Annotated in this window: 16 protein-coding genes and 3 pseudogenes; 15 read left to right on the plus strand and 4 right to left on the minus strand. The window is 38.9% G+C overall.

Going from position 1 to position 17725, the window contains the following annotated elements:
- The first annotated feature begins 92 nt into the window (after nucleotides 1-92).
- The 5 genes from A4H00_RS09320 (at nucleotide 93) to A4H00_RS09340 (ending at nucleotide 5434) form a co-directional block, all read left to right on the plus strand.
- Nucleotides 93-578, plus strand: a complete 486-nt coding sequence (locus A4H00_RS09320; RefSeq protein ID WP_067090078.1) for an acyl-CoA thioesterase — start codon at nucleotides 93-95, stop codon at nucleotides 576-578.
- A gap of 288 nt (nucleotides 579-866) precedes the next feature.
- A complete protein-coding gene (gene fadE, locus A4H00_RS09325) occupies nucleotides 867-2072 on the plus strand; it encodes an acyl-CoA dehydrogenase FadE (protein WP_067090081.1) in 1206 nt (401 codons plus the stop codon).
- 92 nt (nucleotides 2073-2164) lie between these two features.
- The gene (locus A4H00_RS09330) at nucleotides 2165-3013 is read left to right on the plus strand and encodes a 3-hydroxybutyryl-CoA dehydrogenase (RefSeq protein WP_067090084.1); all 849 of its coding nucleotides are present in this window, start codon (nucleotides 2165-2167) and stop codon (nucleotides 3011-3013) included.
- A 25-nt stretch (nucleotides 3014-3038) separates the two neighbouring features.
- Nucleotides 3039-4217: an acetyl-CoA C-acetyltransferase gene (locus A4H00_RS09335; RefSeq protein WP_067090088.1), complete on the plus strand. Its 1179-nt coding sequence runs from the start codon at nucleotides 3039-3041 to the stop codon at nucleotides 4215-4217.
- A gap of 17 nt (nucleotides 4218-4234) precedes the next feature.
- Nucleotides 4235-5434, plus strand: coding sequence for an L-lactate MFS transporter (locus tag A4H00_RS09340; protein ID WP_067090092.1), 1200 nt, complete (start codon nucleotides 4235-4237; stop codon nucleotides 5432-5434).
- A 45-nt stretch (nucleotides 5435-5479) separates the two neighbouring features.
- Here the strand turns inward: A4H00_RS09340 and A4H00_RS12450 are convergent.
- Both A4H00_RS12450 and A4H00_RS09345 read right to left on the minus strand, forming a co-directional pair.
- Nucleotides 5480-5646: pseudogene (locus A4H00_RS12450) on the minus strand (transposase); the annotation flags it as partial.
- A pseudogene (locus tag A4H00_RS09345) lies at nucleotides 5622-5936 on the minus strand (transposase family protein); the annotation flags it as partial. The pseudogenes A4H00_RS09345 and A4H00_RS12450, both read right to left, overlap by 25 nt.
- 410 nt (nucleotides 5937-6346) lie before the next feature.
- Here A4H00_RS09345 and A4H00_RS09350 point away from each other — a divergent pair.
- From A4H00_RS09350 to A4H00_RS09360, 4 genes and pseudogenes are all read left to right on the plus strand, one after another.
- A pseudogene (locus A4H00_RS09350) lies at nucleotides 6347-6634 on the plus strand (hypothetical protein); the annotation flags it as partial.
- A gap of 13 nt (nucleotides 6635-6647) precedes the next feature.
- A complete protein-coding gene (locus tag A4H00_RS09355) occupies nucleotides 6648-7487 on the plus strand; it encodes a hypothetical protein (RefSeq protein ID WP_067090102.1) in 840 nt (279 codons plus the stop codon).
- A gap of 125 nt (nucleotides 7488-7612) precedes the next feature.
- Nucleotides 7613-7789, plus strand: a complete 177-nt coding sequence (locus tag A4H00_RS11675) for a hypothetical protein (RefSeq protein WP_099092171.1) — start codon at nucleotides 7613-7615, stop codon at nucleotides 7787-7789.
- On the plus strand, nucleotides 7789-8400 hold the full coding sequence (locus A4H00_RS09360) for a Fic/DOC family protein (RefSeq protein WP_067090107.1): 612 nt from the start codon (nucleotides 7789-7791) through the stop codon (nucleotides 8398-8400). Before A4H00_RS11675 ends, A4H00_RS09360 begins: the two co-directional genes overlap by 1 nt.
- A gap of 533 nt (nucleotides 8401-8933) precedes the next feature.
- Here the strand turns inward: A4H00_RS09360 and A4H00_RS09365 are convergent.
- Nucleotides 8934-10039, minus strand: a protein-coding gene (locus A4H00_RS09365; protein ID WP_099092148.1) for an IS3 family transposase whose coding sequence is annotated in 2 segments (ribosomal slippage) — nucleotides 8934-9763 and nucleotides 9763-10039 — 1107 coding nt in all. Because the reading frame shifts where the segments join, the coding sequence is not laid out codon by codon here.
- Between the two features lie 477 nt (nucleotides 10040-10516).
- Here A4H00_RS09365 and A4H00_RS09375 point away from each other — a divergent pair.
- The 6 genes from A4H00_RS09375 (at nucleotide 10517) to A4H00_RS09400 (ending at nucleotide 15965) form a co-directional block, all read left to right on the plus strand.
- Nucleotides 10517-11296 (plus strand): enoyl-CoA hydratase-related protein, encoded by a 780-nt coding sequence (locus A4H00_RS09375; protein ID WP_067090111.1) that lies wholly within the window; start codon nucleotides 10517-10519, stop codon nucleotides 11294-11296.
- Between the two features lie 24 nt (nucleotides 11297-11320).
- Entirely contained in the window at nucleotides 11321-12043 is a 723-nt protein-coding gene (locus A4H00_RS09380; protein ID WP_067090116.1) for a CoA transferase subunit A, read from the plus strand.
- A gap of 6 nt (nucleotides 12044-12049) precedes the next feature.
- Nucleotides 12050-12703 carry a 3-oxoacid CoA-transferase subunit B gene (locus A4H00_RS09385; RefSeq protein WP_067090119.1) on the plus strand — a complete coding sequence of 218 codons (654 nt, stop codon included), beginning with the start codon at nucleotides 12050-12052 and terminating at the stop codon, nucleotides 12701-12703.
- A gap of 293 nt (nucleotides 12704-12996) precedes the next feature.
- Nucleotides 12997-13902 (plus strand): LysR family transcriptional regulator, encoded by a 906-nt coding sequence (locus A4H00_RS09390; protein ID WP_067090122.1) that lies wholly within the window; start codon nucleotides 12997-12999, stop codon nucleotides 13900-13902.
- Between the two features lie 34 nt (nucleotides 13903-13936).
- Nucleotides 13937-15025, plus strand: coding sequence for an acyl-CoA dehydrogenase family protein (locus A4H00_RS09395; protein WP_237334198.1), 1089 nt, complete (start codon nucleotides 13937-13939; stop codon nucleotides 15023-15025).
- Between the two features lie 16 nt (nucleotides 15026-15041).
- A complete protein-coding gene (locus A4H00_RS09400; protein ID WP_067090129.1) occupies nucleotides 15042-15965 on the plus strand; it encodes an MBL fold metallo-hydrolase in 924 nt (307 codons plus the stop codon).
- A 135-nt stretch (nucleotides 15966-16100) separates the two neighbouring features.
- Here the strand turns inward: A4H00_RS09400 and A4H00_RS09405 are convergent.
- Nucleotides 16101-17356, minus strand: a protein-coding gene (locus tag A4H00_RS09405) for an ISL3 family transposase (protein WP_099092172.1) whose coding sequence is annotated in 2 segments (ribosomal slippage) — nucleotides 16101-16180 and nucleotides 16180-17356 — 1257 coding nt in all. Because the reading frame shifts where the segments join, the coding sequence is not laid out codon by codon here.
- Between the last annotated feature and the right edge of the window lie 369 nt (nucleotides 17357-17725).

Below are 17725 nucleotides of genomic sequence, written 5' to 3' on the forward strand. Positions count from 1 at the left end.
TAGACTGTCAATAGCAAAACAAAGTATTGGAAACCGCTTCCAAACTGTGATATGATGAAACTATACTACAAATTGTAGATGGGAGAACAATAATGATTCAAGTTGATAAAAAAATTTCTATCCAAGATACATATGGCGATCGCTTTCAGCATTGTTGGGGCTGTGGACCTCAAAACGATAACGGATTGCATGCGAAGTCTTATCCAAGCGCTAATGGTGAACAGTGTATTATGACTTATACGCCAAATGGGCAATACACTGGTGGTGTTCCTGCAAATATTTTTGGCGGACTTATTGCTATTTTATTTGACTGTCACGGCACAGCGTCAGCAGCTTGGTTTGCGCACAAGCATAAGGGTCTTGAATTGACAGAGGAGACGGTGATTAGGCGTTTTATTACAGCAAGATTAGAAGTGGATTTCAAAAAGCCACTTCCCATCCATGAAGAAATCATAGTTACGTCAGAAGTCGAAGAAATAGGCGAGAGAAAGGTGATTGTCAGAATGGAGATGGAGGCAGCAGGAGAAGTTCGTGCCAAAGCTAGAATGGTGGCAGTTGCAGTAAAAGACCATATGTGAGAAAGAAGAAGTGGATTCTATTGTGGTTTCTAAGAAATCACGGTGGAGGTCTGCTCTTTTTTTTAGAGTTGTTTGATGATGTGCTGGTGCATTTGCCTAGAATTATTCAGGTGAGCAGGGATAGTTGCTTTTGAACGTACTTGTGAAAAATCCTTCAAACTCTATCAGTTTTGCTAATAAGTTGATTAATTTTTCTTAAGTAGATTTTTTAGGAAATCCGCGTTATGATAAAGATGTCAACAAAATGTAAACGCTTTACAATTCAAAAACAAAGGAGACTAACTAACCATGTCAGTAAAAGAATTAGCAAAAGAATTATATCCAGAGGATTTGTTTGGGTACGCTGAAAAGCTTACAGAAGGAGAATTAAAGGTTCTTAAACACTTACGTCAAGAAATGGAAGCACGGATTCGTCCAGTCTTGATTGACTCTTATGAAAAAGCATTACTACCACGTGAGGAAATTCTTGGAGCATTTGCAGCAGCAAAAATTATGACTCACCCAGATCTTTTTGTCGGTAGAGAAGGTTCTTGGAAAGCTGGTGAACTTTATAATGCCTTCCTTTATTTGGAAATGGCTCGCTTTGATCCATCAGTAGCAACATTTTATACTGTTCATGGTGGTTTGGGCTACAACACTATTCTAATCGGTGGTAGCCCAGAACAAATTGAACGTTTTGCTACTCCAGTTCGTAATTTTGAAGCTCAAACTTGTTTCGCCTTGACTGAGCCTGATCATGGTTCAGATATTGCAGGAGGTCTTGCAACTACAGCTGAGCGTAAAGGAGATGTCTGGGTATTAAATGGCGAAAAACGTTGGATTGGTGGAGCAAAAACAGCTGATTTCATCCCAGTATTTGCTCGGGATGTCGAAACGAAGAAGATTAAATGTTTCATGGTGAAAAAAGACAGCCCAGGCTTGACAGTGGAAAACGTTGAACATAAAATTGCTCTTCGAATTGTCAATAATGGTCATATCACCTTAAAAGATGTTGAAGTAGCAGAAGCAGATCGTCTTGTTAACATCAATGGATATGGCGATGTCGCTAAAATCTTTGTTCGTACTCGTGCAGACGTTGCTTATATTGCAATGGGAACTGCAGCAGGTGCTTTCAATGCAGCACTTCGCTTGACAACAACACGTGAACAGTTTGGTCGCAAACTTGGTGGATTCCAGTTGGTACAAGAAAAATTGGCTCGTATGCAAGCAAATGTGCAAGCGGCTATTGCTTATTCTGCACGCATCGCTGAAATTCAAGAATCTGGAACAGAAGAAATGCTCAATTCCTCACTTGCAAAACTCCACAACTCTCTTCGCATGAGAGAAACAGTTGCTTTGGCTCGTGAAGTCTGCGGAGGTAACGGTATTACTTATGAGACAGAAGTAGCACGCTTCTTTACAGATGCAGAAGCTATTTACACTTATGAAGGTACTCACGAAATCAACGCTATGATTGTAGGACGTGAATTGACAGGAATTGGTGCATTTATTTAAGAAATACGGGGAGTGTATGATGCCCTTATCATCACTCCTTACTTTTTCTCATCAAATAGTTCGATAAAATATAGTTATAAAAAGGAGAAATCATGGAAATTAAAACTGTAATGGTGATTGGTTCAGGTCAAATGGGAAGCGGTATTGCTCAAGTATTTGCGCAGGCAGGTTTCACCGTTTATCTTAATGATATCAAAGAAGAATTTGTAGAACGTGGCCTTTCAGGTATTAAAAAACAATTTGCACGCGCAGTTGAAAAAGGTCGAATGGAAGAAGCAGATGTAGAAGCAACATTGGCACGCTTAATTCCTTCAGTAGATTATGCAGATGCAAAACATGTTGAATTGGTCATTGAAGCAGCGACAGAAAATCGCGACATCAAATTAGGAATCTTTAGACAGTTGGATGAAATCACGCCAGCAGAAACAATCTTAGCTTCCAATACATCCTCTCTTTCTGTGACAGACATTGCTGCTGCGACAAAACGACCAGATAAAGTGCTTGGTATGCATTTCTTTAATCCAGCACCATTGATGAAACTAGTAGAAGTTATCCGCGCCATTCAGACCTCACCAGAGACAGCTAGTTTGGTTGAAGAAGTAGCTGGAAAAATCAATAAAACAGCTGTACGAGTAGCAGACTCCTACGGATTTGTTGTCAATCGTATCTTGATTCCAATGATAAATGAAGCAATCTTTGTATTGGGAGAAAGTGTTGCCACTGCTGAAGAAATTGATACAGCGATGAAATTAGGTGCTAACCATCCGATTGGTCCGTTGGCATTGGCAGATTTGATTGGACTAGATGTTGTATTAGCGATTATGAATGTCCTAAATAACGGCTTTACTGATCCAAAATATCGTCCAGCACCATTATTGAAGAAAATGGTAGAATCTGGTAAGCTAGGGCGCAAGACTGGCCAAGGATTCTTCACTTACTAGTATGAATGAATAAGGAGAACAAAAAATGAAAGAAGCGGTAATTGTTTCAGCAGTACGTACCCCAATTGGTAGCTATGGAGGCAGTTTAAAGGACGTGCCAGCTGTTGATTTGGGTGCGCTAGTTGTTAAAGGAGCGTTAGAAAAGATTGGTCTTTCTGCCGATAAAGTAGATGAAGTTATCTTCGGGAACGTTTTGAGTGGTGGTCTCGGACAAAATGTGGCACGCCAAGTTAGTATTAAGGCAGGTATTCCAATCTCTAGTCCTTCCTTTACGATTAACAAGGTCTGTGGTTCAGGGCTTAAAACAGTTCAATTAGCTGCACAAGCCGTCTTGTTAGGCGATGCAGAGATTGTCGTAGCAGGTGGAACAGAGAATATGAGCCAAGCTGCTTATGTGCTTCGTAATCAACGCTGGGGCTCTCGTATGGGAGATAGCCAAGTGATTGATACGATGATCAACGATGGGTTAACGGATGCATTTCATTCAATCCATATGGGGATTACAGCTGAAAATGTTGCTGATAAATATGGCATTACAAGAGAAGACCAAGATATTTTTGCAGTAAACTCTCAGAAAAAAGCTATTGCAGCTATTGAAGCAGGTCGATTTAAAGACGAAATTATCCCAGTGGTTATTCCGCAAAGAAAGGGTGAACCAATTGTTTTTGATACAGATGAGTTCCCAAGAGCTAATGCTTCTCTTGAAGGTTTAGGAAAATTGAGACCCGCCTTTAAAAAGGATGGCAGTGTCACTGCAGGAAATGCTTCTGGTATCAACGATGGTGCTGCTGCAGTTATTGTCATGAGCAAGGAAAAGGCTATTGAGTTAGGACTTCCTATTCTTGCTACAATCAAATCATATGCTAGTGCAGGTCTCGAGCCAGAATTAATGGGATGTGGTCCAATTTATGCCAGCCGAAAAGCTCTTGAAAAAGCTGGCCTATCAGTAGATGATCTTGAATTGGTCGAATCAAATGAAGCATTTGCTGCCCAAGCATGTGCGGTAAATAAAGAATTAAACTGGAATACAGACATTGTCAATGTAAATGGTGGAGCGATTGCCCTTGGACATCCAATCGGTGCATCTGGAGCTCGTATTTTTGTCACACTAATCCATGAAATGCAAAAGCGTGATGCAAAATGTGGTTTAGCAACGCTTTGTATTGGTGGAGGTATGGGAACAGCAGTTATTGTCACTCGATAGGAAAAAGGTGGAAAGAGATGAAAAAAACAGCAAATCGATGGCTTATTTTAATCGCTGCTATCCTCACCAATCTTTCCTTAGGAGCTGGCTATGCCTGGTCTGTTTTCCAAAAAGCCTTGTTGGAAACAAATGCAAATCAAGGTTGGGTGCAGGCACAGACTTCGTTAGCATTCAGTATTTCATTTGCTATGGTGCCGGTAGGTATGATTCTATTTGGTCCAAAGGTGGATGAATTAGGCCCTAAGAAGTTTGTCTTTCTAGGAGGTATATTATTTGGTTTAGGCATGTTTGCAACTGGTTTTGCCACCTCTTTACCAATCCTATATATGACCTATGGCCTTGTGCTAGGGTTAGGAATTGGTGCAGCTTATGGTGCATCAACTTCAGTAGCAACAAAGTGGTTTCCTGATAAAAAAGGCTTAGCAGGCGGATTGACAGCTGCTGGATTTGGGCTCGGTCCACTTATTATTGGTCCCGTAGCCAAGTCTATGATTGCATCTATGGGGATTTATCGAACATTTAATGTATTAGGGATTGCTTTATTGCTCATCATTTGTGCTTCATCTATAGTGATGGAAAAAGCACCCGCTGTTACCCCTGCTGGAGGCAGTGTGGCTCCAACTGGCAAGACTCATAAGGAAATGCTCAGAGAAGGTAATTTCTGGCTATTATGGTTGATTTATGTGCTAGGTGCAACTGGCGGTATGATGATTATTGGTAGTGCGGCAAGCATATCAGATCAATATAAACTAGTCAGTGAAGCAACATTTTTTGTCATGCTGGTTTCGATTGCAAATACGTTTGGACGAATTTTTTGGGGAATTGTTTCGGATAAAATCGGTCGGTATCCAACGGTTATTGCAATGTTTGCAACAGTTGCAGGAGGCTTATTCTTAACAGCAACCTTCAAAGGAGAAGGGAATATTTTAGCTGTCCTAGGTGTCATGATGGTCGCGTTATCCTTCGGTGGATTTCTAGGGTCTTTCCCCGGAATTACAGCGGAAAATTGGGGTGTAGCGAACGTTGGAACCAATTATGGATGGATGTTTACCGCTTATGGCGTTGCTGCAATTGCAGGTCCACAACTAGGCGCACGCTTAGCTCAGGCAAATGGCGGAGATTATACACCTGCATTCTTTATCGTCATTGGAATGGCCTTAGTTGGTATTGTACTACAACTATTTTATATGACAAAGAGCCGAAAAAATAAAGAATAATAGAAAAAAAGTGGCTCTTTGTCAACTGTAGTGGGTAGATGTCAGCTAACATCTAGAGAGGACCAGCTTGGTCTTCTCTTTTTTGATATTGATGGCAATCAAAATCCGCTTTTTGAAGTTTTCATCTTCCTGAAACCAAAGGCATTTCGTTTAATGACTTTGATAAGATTATTGGTAGCTTCCAATTTAGCGTTGGAATAAGGTAATTCCAATTAACAATAGGAGTTTCAGCGACCGCTATTTTCCCACATTCCTTGCACTTGAAACGACGCTTTCGAAGGCGGATAAGTAGCGGGTAGCCAGCAGTTTCTAAGTAGGGGATTTTAGAGGCTTTCTGGAAGTCGTACTTAGCCATTTGTCCCTTGCAGGAAGGGCATTTAGGGGCTGTGTAATCCAAGTGACCGTGGAGTTCTAAGTGTGTTCCCATGTCGCATTCATTAGTGATAGTGATATTTTTGTCTTTAATTCCCAGCAGTTGTGTGATAAAATGAGTTTGTTCCATATGAGTCTTTCTAAATGATAGTTTTGTCGCTTTTCATTATAGGTCATATGGAACTTTTTTCTACACTGAAAAAGGCTCCATAATCTCCACAGTGGATTTACCCACTACAGAAATTATAGAACCAAAAATAGTCGTTTATAAGGTATGATTTCCTGAATTCCATGGGGGTCATGCCTTTTCATTTTTCCTGAGGTCTATCGCAGTTATACCATTCAATATATTCTTTCGCTTGTTAGCTTCAATCTTTTTTACTATTTGGTGGCAATAATAGGAGAGACTCACTCTTGAGATGGGAGAAAAATTCTGAACTGCTGGTCAGAGAATTTTGGGGGATACTTTAAATATACTTTTTTCAAATTAAGCTTAAGTCAAACTTTCTAAAGAATTGTTGGAAGAATATTTGGAGTTTTGCTATGTCCTTTGATAGCCTGGACTTCATTGAGAGAGCAGAGAAAATCGCAGAACTCTTTAGCACTTTTAAAAATCCTGATAAGGAGACCGTTTTAACCCCATGGCGCGTGGTTAATTTACAGACAAGTAAAAGTGTTGGTGGCTTAAATTTTTATGATGATCAGTTTGAGTCCTTGACAGGGGATGGGAAGCCTAATCTTCATTGGGTCGAAAATCAGCTGACTTCATCTGTTTATCATCCGAATACCAAAATCTTAGATATTAATGGAAAGACAGGTCTTTATCCGCATAGGTTAAAATATGGATGTTGAATTTTTTGCAGAAAGATTAGAAAATCTTGAGAAATCTATTGAACTAGTGGATATTATGGAGGATAGTATATCAAATGATTCAGTTCCTCACAGAGAATTAGCAAATAAAATAGGTATTCGTTATGGGGAGTTACGTAATATTTATAAGGCACAAGAGCTGAAATTACTAATAGACTATTATACATTTTGTGAGCAGCTTATGAAACAATTTATTTATTCTGTGTTAGATTTCCATGCGACAGATACAAATTCACATAGAAAAAAGTATTTAAATGATAATCTAAATCCACGAACTTTTTCTCCGAGAGTAAAGTATAAAGAGATAGAAGATAATCTTAATAAATACTTGGATACTTCAACAAGAAAGATAAAGTTACTTTCATTTTGTATTGAATCTGACATAATACATAAACATAATGAGTTAATTTCAGCACGCCACACTTATGCTCATAAAGGAGAGGAACCAAATTTTAGTATATTAAATTACGTGAAATCAAATATTGTGCTTTTAAAGCTTCTTTTAAATGATTTTCAAAATATAGAAGTACACCTTTCTACTAGATTAGAATTACAGGAATCCGTTTCACAACTATTTAAGGAACAGAAAAAGTTGCAAAAGTTAGATGTACGGAGTAAGAACTGGAAAGAAAGGTTTGGTAATTTAAGGGAAATAGCTTCGAATGCTTACAGATTATTTGCTCAACTCGAAATAAATTCTGACGGTTATCTTTTGTTAAAGTCACAATTGCGAGAATTCCAAGAGATTGACTTAAGATGTAATTTAGCTAGTAATAAGAGAATTATTCAAAGAATTGTATTTGAAATTTGATGAAATTATATACAGTAGTACCCGTGGTGCTAGTTGATTATATATTCAATTATCAGACCTAATAAATAATGAAATTATGAATTTATCAGGAAAGCATGGTATAATCTAAATAACGGAGGTGGCAGATGACTCTAGACATCAATACAAAGAATATGACAATTATGGGAGTAGCTTTTGAAAATCGGTCAGTATTCAAAAGTGTTTGGTATGCATTGAGTACAAATATGATTGAAGGCTGGCAGCCCACTGTTGGGGATGTTGAAAAACTTCGTGATGAAGCTCTGGCATTAGGTATTGTTTAATGGGAAGAAAAAGTTACGAAGGGTATGATTATATTGACCCAAATAATATTTACACTTATAAGGATTCATCAGTTCTAATCAATAAATTTAATGAACTTGATGAGCAGAAAGCTAGTGAACTTGAATATCGAATGGTAGCAAGTCAAAGTTTGAAGTTATTTGCGACTCCGATTGAAGTTCGTGGTGTTGATGATATTTTAAAAATTCATCGGTTTTTATTTGAAGGGATATACCATTGGGCAGGAGAGTTTAGGAAGGTCAATATCTCAAAGAGCGGTAATGCCTTTTTGCCTATTCAATCTTTCCATACAGCGATACCTTATCTCGACAGATTAATTGCTGATTTTCATCATAACTCTCATAAACGAGATGAAATAATGACAGGCTTAGTTGACATTCTTGATAATCTTAATTATTTTCATCCTTTTCGTGAGGGAAATGGGCGTACTCAGAGAGAAGTTATCCGTTCATTAGCCTTGATGAAAGGATATGAGTGTGAAATTTCTATTGGTAATGATGATGAGATTTATGATTTGTATATGGACGGTACAGTCTATGGAGATAAAGTTAAATTGACTGAGTTGTTTGAAAAAATTCTTGTCAAATTATAATTAGATAAAACTGGAAGTGTGTGATTTCTATTATTTAATTTCTCAACTCCATAAACTGATTTTTGGTAATCCATTGTTTGTAAGATTTGGTTATAAGTGTTTATTTGTAATGAAAATGGACTTTGAAAGCGTGATTTAATAGTCTTTTACAGGTATTTTACTTAGGTCACCCAAAACCAGGTCTTAAGAAAGCACGTAAAGCTAGCCAGTTCTCAAAACGTTAAGAATCAGCTACAATACAGCAACTACAACACTTCATGGTTCACTCCATGAGGTATTTCTCTACCATTTGTCAAGTATAACAAGGTGTTAAAGCGAAAATATTTTGAGGACAGTCGCTAAATGTCGGTTATTGCCCTCTTTTTCTGTGCTAAGGAGTGATAAAAGTGTACACAAAAGGAACATCTTATCTAGCCTTTTTAAAAATAAGGTGTTAGAATACTAGGGCATAGACGGCTTTACTGATTTTGGGTCGAAGTATAATCGAAATGAAAAGGCAACAGTTTTCTGTACAGTCTTATAAAGTGTTTTTCTTAAGCGATACCTCGCTTAGCTATGGGAGTTTGGTAATTGAGACTACCGTGAATACGATGATGGTTCCACCAGTGGACATAGTCTCTTGTCTTGATGGCCAGTTCTTCCAGTGTTGAAAATTGTTCTTGATAAACAAACTCAATCTTGAAAGCACGGTAGGTGCTTTCAGCCACGGCATTGTCATAAGGGCAACCAGCTTGACTAAGAGAACGGGTGATACCAAAGGCCACTAGCATCTCATCAATCAGCTGATTATCGAACTCCTTGCCACGGTCAGAATGAAAAAGATTGACCTTGGTTAAAGCATAAGGGATACTCTGAATTGCTTGCTTTACCAGATCTGCGGTCTTCTGCCAACCGACTGACAGGCCAATGATTTCTCGATTAAAGAGGTCGATGATGAGGCAAACGTAAGCCCAACGCTGGTCTATACGAACATAGGTCAAGTCCGTGACAAGGGCTTCTAAAGGCTTGTGTTGGTCGAATTGTCGATCTAAGAGATTAGGAATGGGAGCTTCGTTCTTCCCTTTAGAACGAGGCTTGAAGACAGCTTTCTGGTAAACAGAGACCAAATTTAGGCGCTTCATGATGCGCCGAATCCGTCGGAGAGACAAGCAGATGCCTTCAGCTTCCAGGCATTTCTTGATTTTCCTAGCCCCGTATCTGGACTTGCTTTCAGAGAAAATGTTTCTAACCTTTCCTTCAATCTCTGCTTCAGATACAGGTTCAACGGCTTTGTAATAATAGCTAGAACGCGGGATATTTAAGCAACGGCACATGTCTACAATTTTGTATTTATCTTTATTAGCGGTGATTACTTCCCTTTTTGCGCCATAATCACCGCTGCTTGCTTTAAGATGTCAACCTGCATTTCAAGCTCTTTGTTTCGTTTTCTGAGGGCAATCAGCTCGCGCTGTTCAGCAGTAAGGTTATCAACGGTCTTAAACGATCCAGTTGTTTTGGATTGTTTCACCCACTTATCGAAGGTTGAAGGGGTTAGCTCATATTCTCTGATGAGCTCACTACGCTTTTTCCCTGCTTGGTAAAGGTCAACGATTTGTTTTTTGAAATCATCGGTGAAGTGACGACGTGGTTTTCTAGACATAAGGGATTCCTCTTTTCTTTAGTTCAGTGTAGAACACTTTATAATTTTTGTCTAGTTTAGTGTAACCTATTCAGAAAAGTTTGTTATGCGTTATGAGGTCATACATTGTCCTTATGAGACGATGTATAGAGGCAATCGTGTGTGGCTTAGTTGAAGTCATCTGCGATTGTCTTTTTTTCTACACTCAAAAAGGCTCCATAATCTCCATAGTGGATTTACCCACTACAGAAATTATAGAACCTTGATTTTAACAAATCACAGTATCTCACTTTTTATTTTTTTATTAGTGAAAAATAGAGTTTTGTTGGTAATAGATGTATAAGAATTTCTAATACATCTATTAATTTTTCTTAAGTAGACGGATGCCTAAAAAGTAAGTATACTTAAAATGTAAGCGTTTAACATTTTGTCTAAGAGAATAGTTGCATTTGTTGACACTCCGCAATTATTCAACCAATTTATTAGGAGAATGTTTGTATGAACAATACAGTATTACTAGAGGTAAAGGAAGGGATTGGCTACATCACCATTAACCGACCTGAAGCCCTCAATGCCCTCAGTTCACAGGTTTTAGCAGATTTGAACCATGTTTTGGATCAGGTTGCAACAAGTGAAGAAATCGGCGTAGTCATCGTTACTGGTGCAGGCGAAAAGTCTTTCGTAGCTGGTGCAGATATCAAAGAAATGGATAAAATGACTCCAACACAAGCCTTTGAATATATGACTTATGCTAATGACACCTTTACAAAATTAGCTAACTTACGCCAGCCATCTATTGCTGCCATCAATGGCTATGCTCTTGGAGGCGGTATGGAATTAGCACTGTCTACAGATATTCGTCTGGGGCATGAAAAAATCTTATTAGGATTCCCAGAAGTTGGTCTAGGAATTATTCCTGGATTTGCTGGAACACAGCGGATGGCTCGCTTAATCGGCACAAGTAAAGCAAAAGAATTAATCTTTACTGCTCGAAATGTGAAGGCACAAGAAGCACTTGAGCTAGGAATTATCAACCATTTAGTGGACGTTGATTCTCTCATGAGTGAAGCCGAAAAACTAGCGAAGGCAATCTTGAAAAATGCTCCATTAGCAGTTGAAAAAGCAAAACATGTTATCAATATCGGTATTGATTTACCTTTATCTCATGCGATTCGTCTTGAAACAGAAGCAGAGTCTCTCCTATTTTCTACGGAAGATAAGATAGAGGGAATGGGAGCTTTTGTTGAAAAACGTAAAGCAGTCTTTAAGCGTAAATAATGCTCAACTGACGAGGAGAAAAACATGGCAAAAATTGTAACATTAAAAGAAGCAATTTCATTTGTTCAACCAGGCCATATTGTGGGAATTTCAGGATTTCTAGGGGTCGGTGAACCGTTTGAATTGATAGAAGGCCTTGTCGCTCAAGGAACAAGAGATTTGACTCTTACTTCTGTCGTTACCTCACATCCAGGAAAAGAAGTTGGGGTTGGTCGCTTATGTGAAAATCACCAAGTAAAAAAATATATTGCAGCCCATGTTGGGACATCTCCAGCTGCACAAAAATCCTATTTTGGCGGAGAAATGGAAGTTGAATTTACACCAATGGGAACAGTTGTTGAACGGCTTCATGCAGCAGGTGCAGGTCTCGGTGCTGTCCTAACACCAACTGGAGTTGGAACAGTCTTGGAAGAAAACCAAGAAAAGGTTGTTCGTAACGGACGTGAATATCTCGTATATGATCCATTGAAGATTGATGTTGCCCTAATTAAGGCGACAAAAGCAGATAAATACGGGAACCTTTACATCAATGGAACAACTAAAAATATCTCTTTGCAATTAGCACTGGCAGCAGATACTGTTATAGTAGAAACCAATGATATCGTAGAAGTTGGGGAAATTGCACCAGACGATGTATATATTCCAGGTATTTTAGTTGATTACTTGGTTCAAGGTCTATCTCCACAAGAACACTATGAAATGATGGGCTCTTTGTGGACAGAGACACGAAAATTAGCAGAGGGGTAGTATATAATGAACGCTAAAGAAATTATCGCGCGCCGTGTGGCCTTGGAATTTCATGACGGCGATGTTGTGAATCTCGGTTTCGGGATTCCTAATGCTTCTGCAGATTATATTCCAGAAGGAGTTAATGTGATTCTGCAAGCTGAGAATGGTGCGCTACGCTTTGGTGAAACACCTACCAAAGATACTTATCAGCCAAACTTAGCCAATTCAGGTGGCGCACCTATTACGTTGATGCCAGGTGCTTCAACATTTGATATTCAAACCTCGTTCTCAATTATTCGAGGCGGACATGTCGATGCAACCGTCCTAGGTGCTTTAGAAGTAAGTCAAGATGCAAGTATTGCAAACTGGATTATTCCTGGTAAATTTGCGCCTGGTATGGGAGGAGCAATGGATTTGCTTGTTGGTGCTAAGCGCGTGATTGCAGCTTTGCAGCACACAGATAAACATGGCGAATCAAAAATTTTAAAAGAATGCTCCCTTCCATTATCAGCTAAGGGAGTTGTCTCCATGGTGATTACTGATTTAGCTGTTTTGGAGTTTCAAGATGGTAAATACCTACTGAAAGAAGTAGCGCCAGGTGTAACAGTTGAGGAAGTTATTGAAAAAACAGCAGGAGATATCATTGTCGCAGAAGATATCAAGACAATGCCAATCTAACAATAAGACTCAAACTACAAAAGTAGATGTGGACTAGATGAAAGAAACGAATAAATAGGGACAGGGCTTACATCAGTAATATATCTACTAGAGTAACCAAATTAGGTACGATTGTAGCTAAGGAGTTGGGAAACTATTCTCAGCTCCTGTTTTTCTCAGTATATCCCTATTTATATGAGAATAATTTCACAAGTAAAACGCTTTCATTAAGAAAGATACATATGTTAAAATAGCATTACAAGTGGCATATGGTACTTCGAAAATAGAAAGCAAGGAGAGGAACGGAGACAGGAATGGATATTGTTCAAATGGGATACTTTATTAGTATTGTTGAATGCCGTTGTAATTTGTCACTAGCAGCAAAGAAAATTCATATTAGCCAATCAGCGTTAAGTCAGTTTATTACTCAGTTTGAAGCTAATGAAGGTGTTCAGCTTTTTCACAGAAAAAATGGTCGCCTAGATGGTTTAACTGAGGCTGGGGAGCTAGTGTTTCGGTTTGCTACTGAAATTTTAGCAAAACATGAAGAGATGGAAATCATGATTCAAAGAGAGTCAGCCAAACAACAAGGTACCATTCGCATGGGAGTCCCTTCCTTAATTTTGAGAGTCTATTTCTCTAATATCCTGCCCGACTTCCTACTTGCTCATCCAGATATTGATATCCAGATTAGTGAAGGTGGAGGGATTGAGCTATTACAAAAGTTTCTGATTGATGACTTGAATTTTGCTCTCCTGATTGAACCAACAAAGTTGGATAGTGAAAAATACGAGCAGCACATTATCCAGATGGATGAGTACGTAGCCTTTATGGATAAAGACCATCCATTGGCGCAAAAAATAGATTTGGAGTGGAAAGATATCCGCCCGTATCCAATTGCTACCTTTAATAAAAGTTTTACGACCTATCATATGATTATGGAAAAAATGAAGAAAGAGAGAATGAAACTGAATTTGGCCTATCTTTCTTCATCTTGGGATTATCTAATTGAAGCAACACATGGAAATGAAATCATCAGTATCTTACCAAGACCAGTGGAAGAATTGATTGACAAAGACAGATTTACGGTCGTCCGTTTCCGCGACTACATCCCTTTTAATATATGGCTGTGTCGACCATATAAGTCAAAATATGGCGAGGTCGAATCATTCGCCTATGAAGAATTTTTGAAATTATATTATTCCCCTGTTGTAGACTAGACTGGAGTTCCTTATGCTGTTTGAGGAGAAGTTATTGGAAAAGGTAAAAAGTTTTATCCAGACAGATGTGATGGATAAGGCCCGTTATTATGACATAAATGAAGTATTTCCAGAACGATTATGGAGAATCTTAACACGAGATTTGAGGATTTTTGAGTTATTAGTAGATTATCCAACTAATAAAAAAGGATTCCGTACCTTTTTGGAGATTATTCGATTGCTTTCGAAAGAATTTTCTTCTCTAGCTAGTATCGCTTTCACCCAAGGAATTTATGGAGTTATCTTGTTACAACAATTTGGAACTCAGCAACAAAAAGAAGCCTACTTAGCAGATTTTATTTCTTGTCAGAAGATGGTGTCGTTTGCTTTTTCTGAAAAAGATATTGACCTTGAACGGGAAGCTCCTACGACAATTGCGCGCCAAACAGAAACTGGATGGGTATTATCAGGACACAAACATAAAATCGCAAATGTCACAATGGCTGATGTTGTCCTTATCCTCGCTACGACAATTGATCCATATGGAGAAAAGGGAACTGGTATTTTTATAGCGGATCTCCCTAACAAAAAAGTGACCTTAGGACCTTCTATTGATAAGATAGGGTTGCGGGCAATGCCACTAGCTTTTTTGCACTTTGATAGCCTGACCTTGTCTAAAGAAAGTCTACTTGGTCAGATTCAAGACGGTTTTTTCCAGTGGGGAAAAATTATTCAAGTCATGTGGCTTGCTAGTGCTGCTCAGTCACTTGGTATTGCTGAAGGGGCTTTTGAAAAGGGGTTAAGCTGTTGTCAACTCAAACGGAATTTTGGTAAGCGTCCGATTGATGTAGAGATTAATCAATTCAAATTTGCAGATATGAAGACCAAGTTAGCAGCATGTGAAGCTTACTATAATAATTGCATTTTACATCAGATGGAAGATGAAAATGCAGCAGCCATTCTTCGGGTACTAAGTTCTGAAACAGCCCGAGTTGTTGCTGATGAAGCGATTCGGATCACAGGCACTTACAGTTTTGTTGCGGGAAATGATATTGAAAGATACGTTAGAGATGCAGCTGTAGCAAGTATCTATGGTGGTTCTACAGATGGTTTGAGACGTAAAATTGCAAAAGATTGGCTTTGAAAAAAAGGAGGAAAGAATGTTACAGACATATTCATTTGGTGAAATGGTCATTACTTGGCTTCGTGGGGCAGATAAATATACAGATGCAGGTACGCTATTTGGGCCTGTGCCACGCGCAGTTTGGTCACGTTTTTATCCCACGACAGATGATGGCCTGATGGCTGATGTCACAGATCCCATTTTGATTGAATATAGAGGTAAGCGTTATCTAATAGATACTAGCTTAGGGACTGAAAAGCTTACGGACAAGCAACGTCGAAATTTGGGTGTTTTATCAGAAAATAGGATGTTGGACAGCTTGAAATCAAAGCATCTCCAGCGAGAAGATATTGATGTGGTACTCATGACGCACATGCACAATGATCATGCGGGTGGTCTAACCATGTTAGAAGACGGTAAGATCGTTTCCACTTTCCCTAATGCACGTATTCTGATTAACGAGATTGAATGGGATGAAGTGAGGCATCCAAACCCTCGAACACGTGGAACCTATCTACCTGAAAACTGGGAGGCTATCCAAAATCAGGTTGAGACATTTGGAGAATATTTGGAAGTTGTAGATGGAATTGAGCTGCATCATACAGGCGGGCACAGTAACGGGCATTCAATTGTGCTGCTCAAGCAAGGTGAAGATACTATTATTCATATGGCAGATATCGTTTTGACACATGTCCATCGTAACCCACTATGGGTAGCAGCAGTCGATGATTATCCAATGGACTCGATTGCTGCTAAGACAAAATGGATAGCAGAAGCGTATGAAAAAGGCTACACGTTTCTCTTTTATCATGACCCTTTTTATGCTCTTTTGCGCTTTGATCAGACCGGTCAAGAAGTTACAGCCTATATGGAACGCCTCCGTCCTCCAAGAATTCCTTTCACAGATAAGCAGGATAAACAACTGCTTATACCAGAAACGGCCATTCGCTTAGGAGAATAAAATATAGCCTATCAAATGAACTATTTTTATTCAAAAAACAGGATATTATACTAAAATGAAAAGCTGGGTCAGTCGTCTATATTGGCTGAACCGGCTTTTTTAGGCTCTTTGTCAACTGTAGTGGGTAGATGTCAGCTAACATCTAGAGAGGACCAAGTTGGTCTTCTCTTTTTTGATATTGATGGCAATCAAAATCCGCTTTTTGAAGTTTTCATCTTCCGAAATCCAAAGGCATTACGCTTGATGACTTTGATAAGATTATTGGTAGCTTCCAATTTAGCGTTGGAATAAGGCAATTCCAAGGCGTTTAAAACCTTGTCCTTATCCTTTAGAAACGTCTTAAATACCGTCTGGAAAATAGGGTTAACAGTGGCTATTTCTTGCTCAATTAGGTCAAAGAAATGATCTGAGTTTTTCTCTTGGAAATGGAATAAAAGAAGTTGATAGAGTTCATAATGTTGTCGTAACTCATCTGAGTAGGATAGGAGCTTGTCTAAGATTTCCTTATTGGTCAAATGCATGCGAAAAGTAGGGCGATAAAACCGCTTGTCACTGAGTTTACGGCTATCTTGTTGTACCAGTTTCCAGTAGCGTTTGAGCGTCTTGTATTCATGCGATTTGCGGTCAAAAGCATTCATGATTTGGGTACGGACACGGTTCATAGCACGGCTGAGATGTTGCACAACGTGGAAGCGATCCAGCACGATTTTAGCATGAGGAAAAAGTTGTTTGGCTAGTTGATAGTAAGGGCTAAACATGTCCATAGTGATGATTTTAACGCGGTTTCTGACCTTTCTAGGGTATCTCAGAAAGTGATTTCGGATGGTTGCTTGCGTTCTTCCATCAAGGATAGCGATGATGTTATTTGTGTCAAAATCTTGAGCGATAAAGCTCATTTTCCCTTTCTTGAAGGCATACTCATCCCAGGACATGACTTCTGGAAGCTTATCCCAATCCGTTTCAAATTTAAACTCATTGAGTTTTCGAATAACTGTAGATGTAGAAATGGAGAGTCTGTGTGCGATATGTGTCATTGCTTGCTTTTCGATGAGTAATTGTGCGATTTTCTGGTTGACAGCGACAGAGATTTGATGGTTCTTCTTAACAATAGGAGTTTCAGCGACCGCTATTTTCCCACAGTCTTTGCACTTGAAACGACGCTTTCGAAGGCGGATAAGTAGCGGGTAGCCAGCAGTTTCTAAGTAGGGGATTTTAGAGGCTTTCTGGAAGTCGTACTTAGCCATTTGTCCCTTGCAGGAAGGGCATTTAGGGGCTGTGTAATCCAAGTGACCGTGGAGTTCTAAGTGTGTTCCCATGTCGCATTCATTAGTGATAGTGATATTTTTGTCTTTCATTTTGAGAAAATTTGTGATAAGATTTAGTTGTTCCATATGAGTCTTTCTAAATGATAGTTTTGTCGCTTTTCATTATAGGTCATATGGAACTTTTTTTCTACACTGAAAAAGGCTCCATAATCTCTGTGGCGGGCGTACCCACTACAGATATTATAGAGCCCTTTTTTATGCTTTGTACTCGTCAAAAATCATCATCTGATATCGTTAACTTACCTTACTACCTAGTTCTACCTGCGGTTTCCTTACTCAGCCAGATTTTGATTTCTATAGAGTATTACAAGCAGATAGAGTGACTAGGGAAGCGCGAAACCAAACTATTACTTTTTCTACTAATGACTATTACAAATTGTTAGATGGAACTTGGCTCATATATATTGAAAAGCATCCTCATATAGCATAAACTGA

Source organism: Streptococcus marmotae, from assembly GCF_001623565.1.
Taxonomy (GTDB): Bacteria; Bacillota; Bacilli; order Lactobacillales; family Streptococcaceae; genus Streptococcus; species Streptococcus marmotae.

Excerpts from the sequence above, each read along its gene's own strand:
- A4H00_RS09320 (WP_067090078.1), top strand. The coding sequence starts at position 93 with ATGATTCAAGTTGATAAAAAAATTTCTATCCAAGATACATATGGCGAT.
- fadE (WP_067090081.1), top strand. The coding sequence starts at position 867 with ATGTCAGTAAAAGAATTAGCAAAAGAATTATATCCAGAGGATTTGTTT.
- A4H00_RS09330 (WP_067090084.1), top strand. The coding sequence starts at position 2,165 with ATGGAAATTAAAACTGTAATGGTGATTGGTTCAGGTCAAATGGGAAGC.
- A4H00_RS09335 (WP_067090088.1), top strand. The coding sequence starts at position 3,039 with ATGAAAGAAGCGGTAATTGTTTCAGCAGTACGTACCCCAATTGGTAGC.
- A4H00_RS09340 (WP_067090092.1), top strand. The coding sequence starts at position 4,235 with ATGAAAAAAACAGCAAATCGATGGCTTATTTTAATCGCTGCTATCCTC.
- A4H00_RS09355 (WP_067090102.1), top strand. The coding sequence starts at position 6,648 with ATGGATGTTGAATTTTTTGCAGAAAGATTAGAAAATCTTGAGAAATCT.
- A4H00_RS11675 (WP_099092171.1), top strand. The coding sequence starts at position 7,613 with ATGACTCTAGACATCAATACAAAGAATATGACAATTATGGGAGTAGCT.
- A4H00_RS09360 (WP_067090107.1), top strand. The coding sequence starts at position 7,789 with ATGGGAAGAAAAAGTTACGAAGGGTATGATTATATTGACCCAAATAAT.
- A4H00_RS09375 (WP_067090111.1), top strand. The coding sequence starts at position 10,517 with ATGAACAATACAGTATTACTAGAGGTAAAGGAAGGGATTGGCTACATC.
- A4H00_RS09380 (WP_067090116.1), top strand. The coding sequence starts at position 11,321 with ATGGCAAAAATTGTAACATTAAAAGAAGCAATTTCATTTGTTCAACCA.
- A4H00_RS09385 (WP_067090119.1), top strand. The coding sequence starts at position 12,050 with ATGAACGCTAAAGAAATTATCGCGCGCCGTGTGGCCTTGGAATTTCAT.
- A4H00_RS09390 (WP_067090122.1), top strand. The coding sequence starts at position 12,997 with ATGGATATTGTTCAAATGGGATACTTTATTAGTATTGTTGAATGCCGT.
- A4H00_RS09400 (WP_067090129.1), top strand. The coding sequence starts at position 15,042 with ATGTTACAGACATATTCATTTGGTGAAATGGTCATTACTTGGCTTCGT.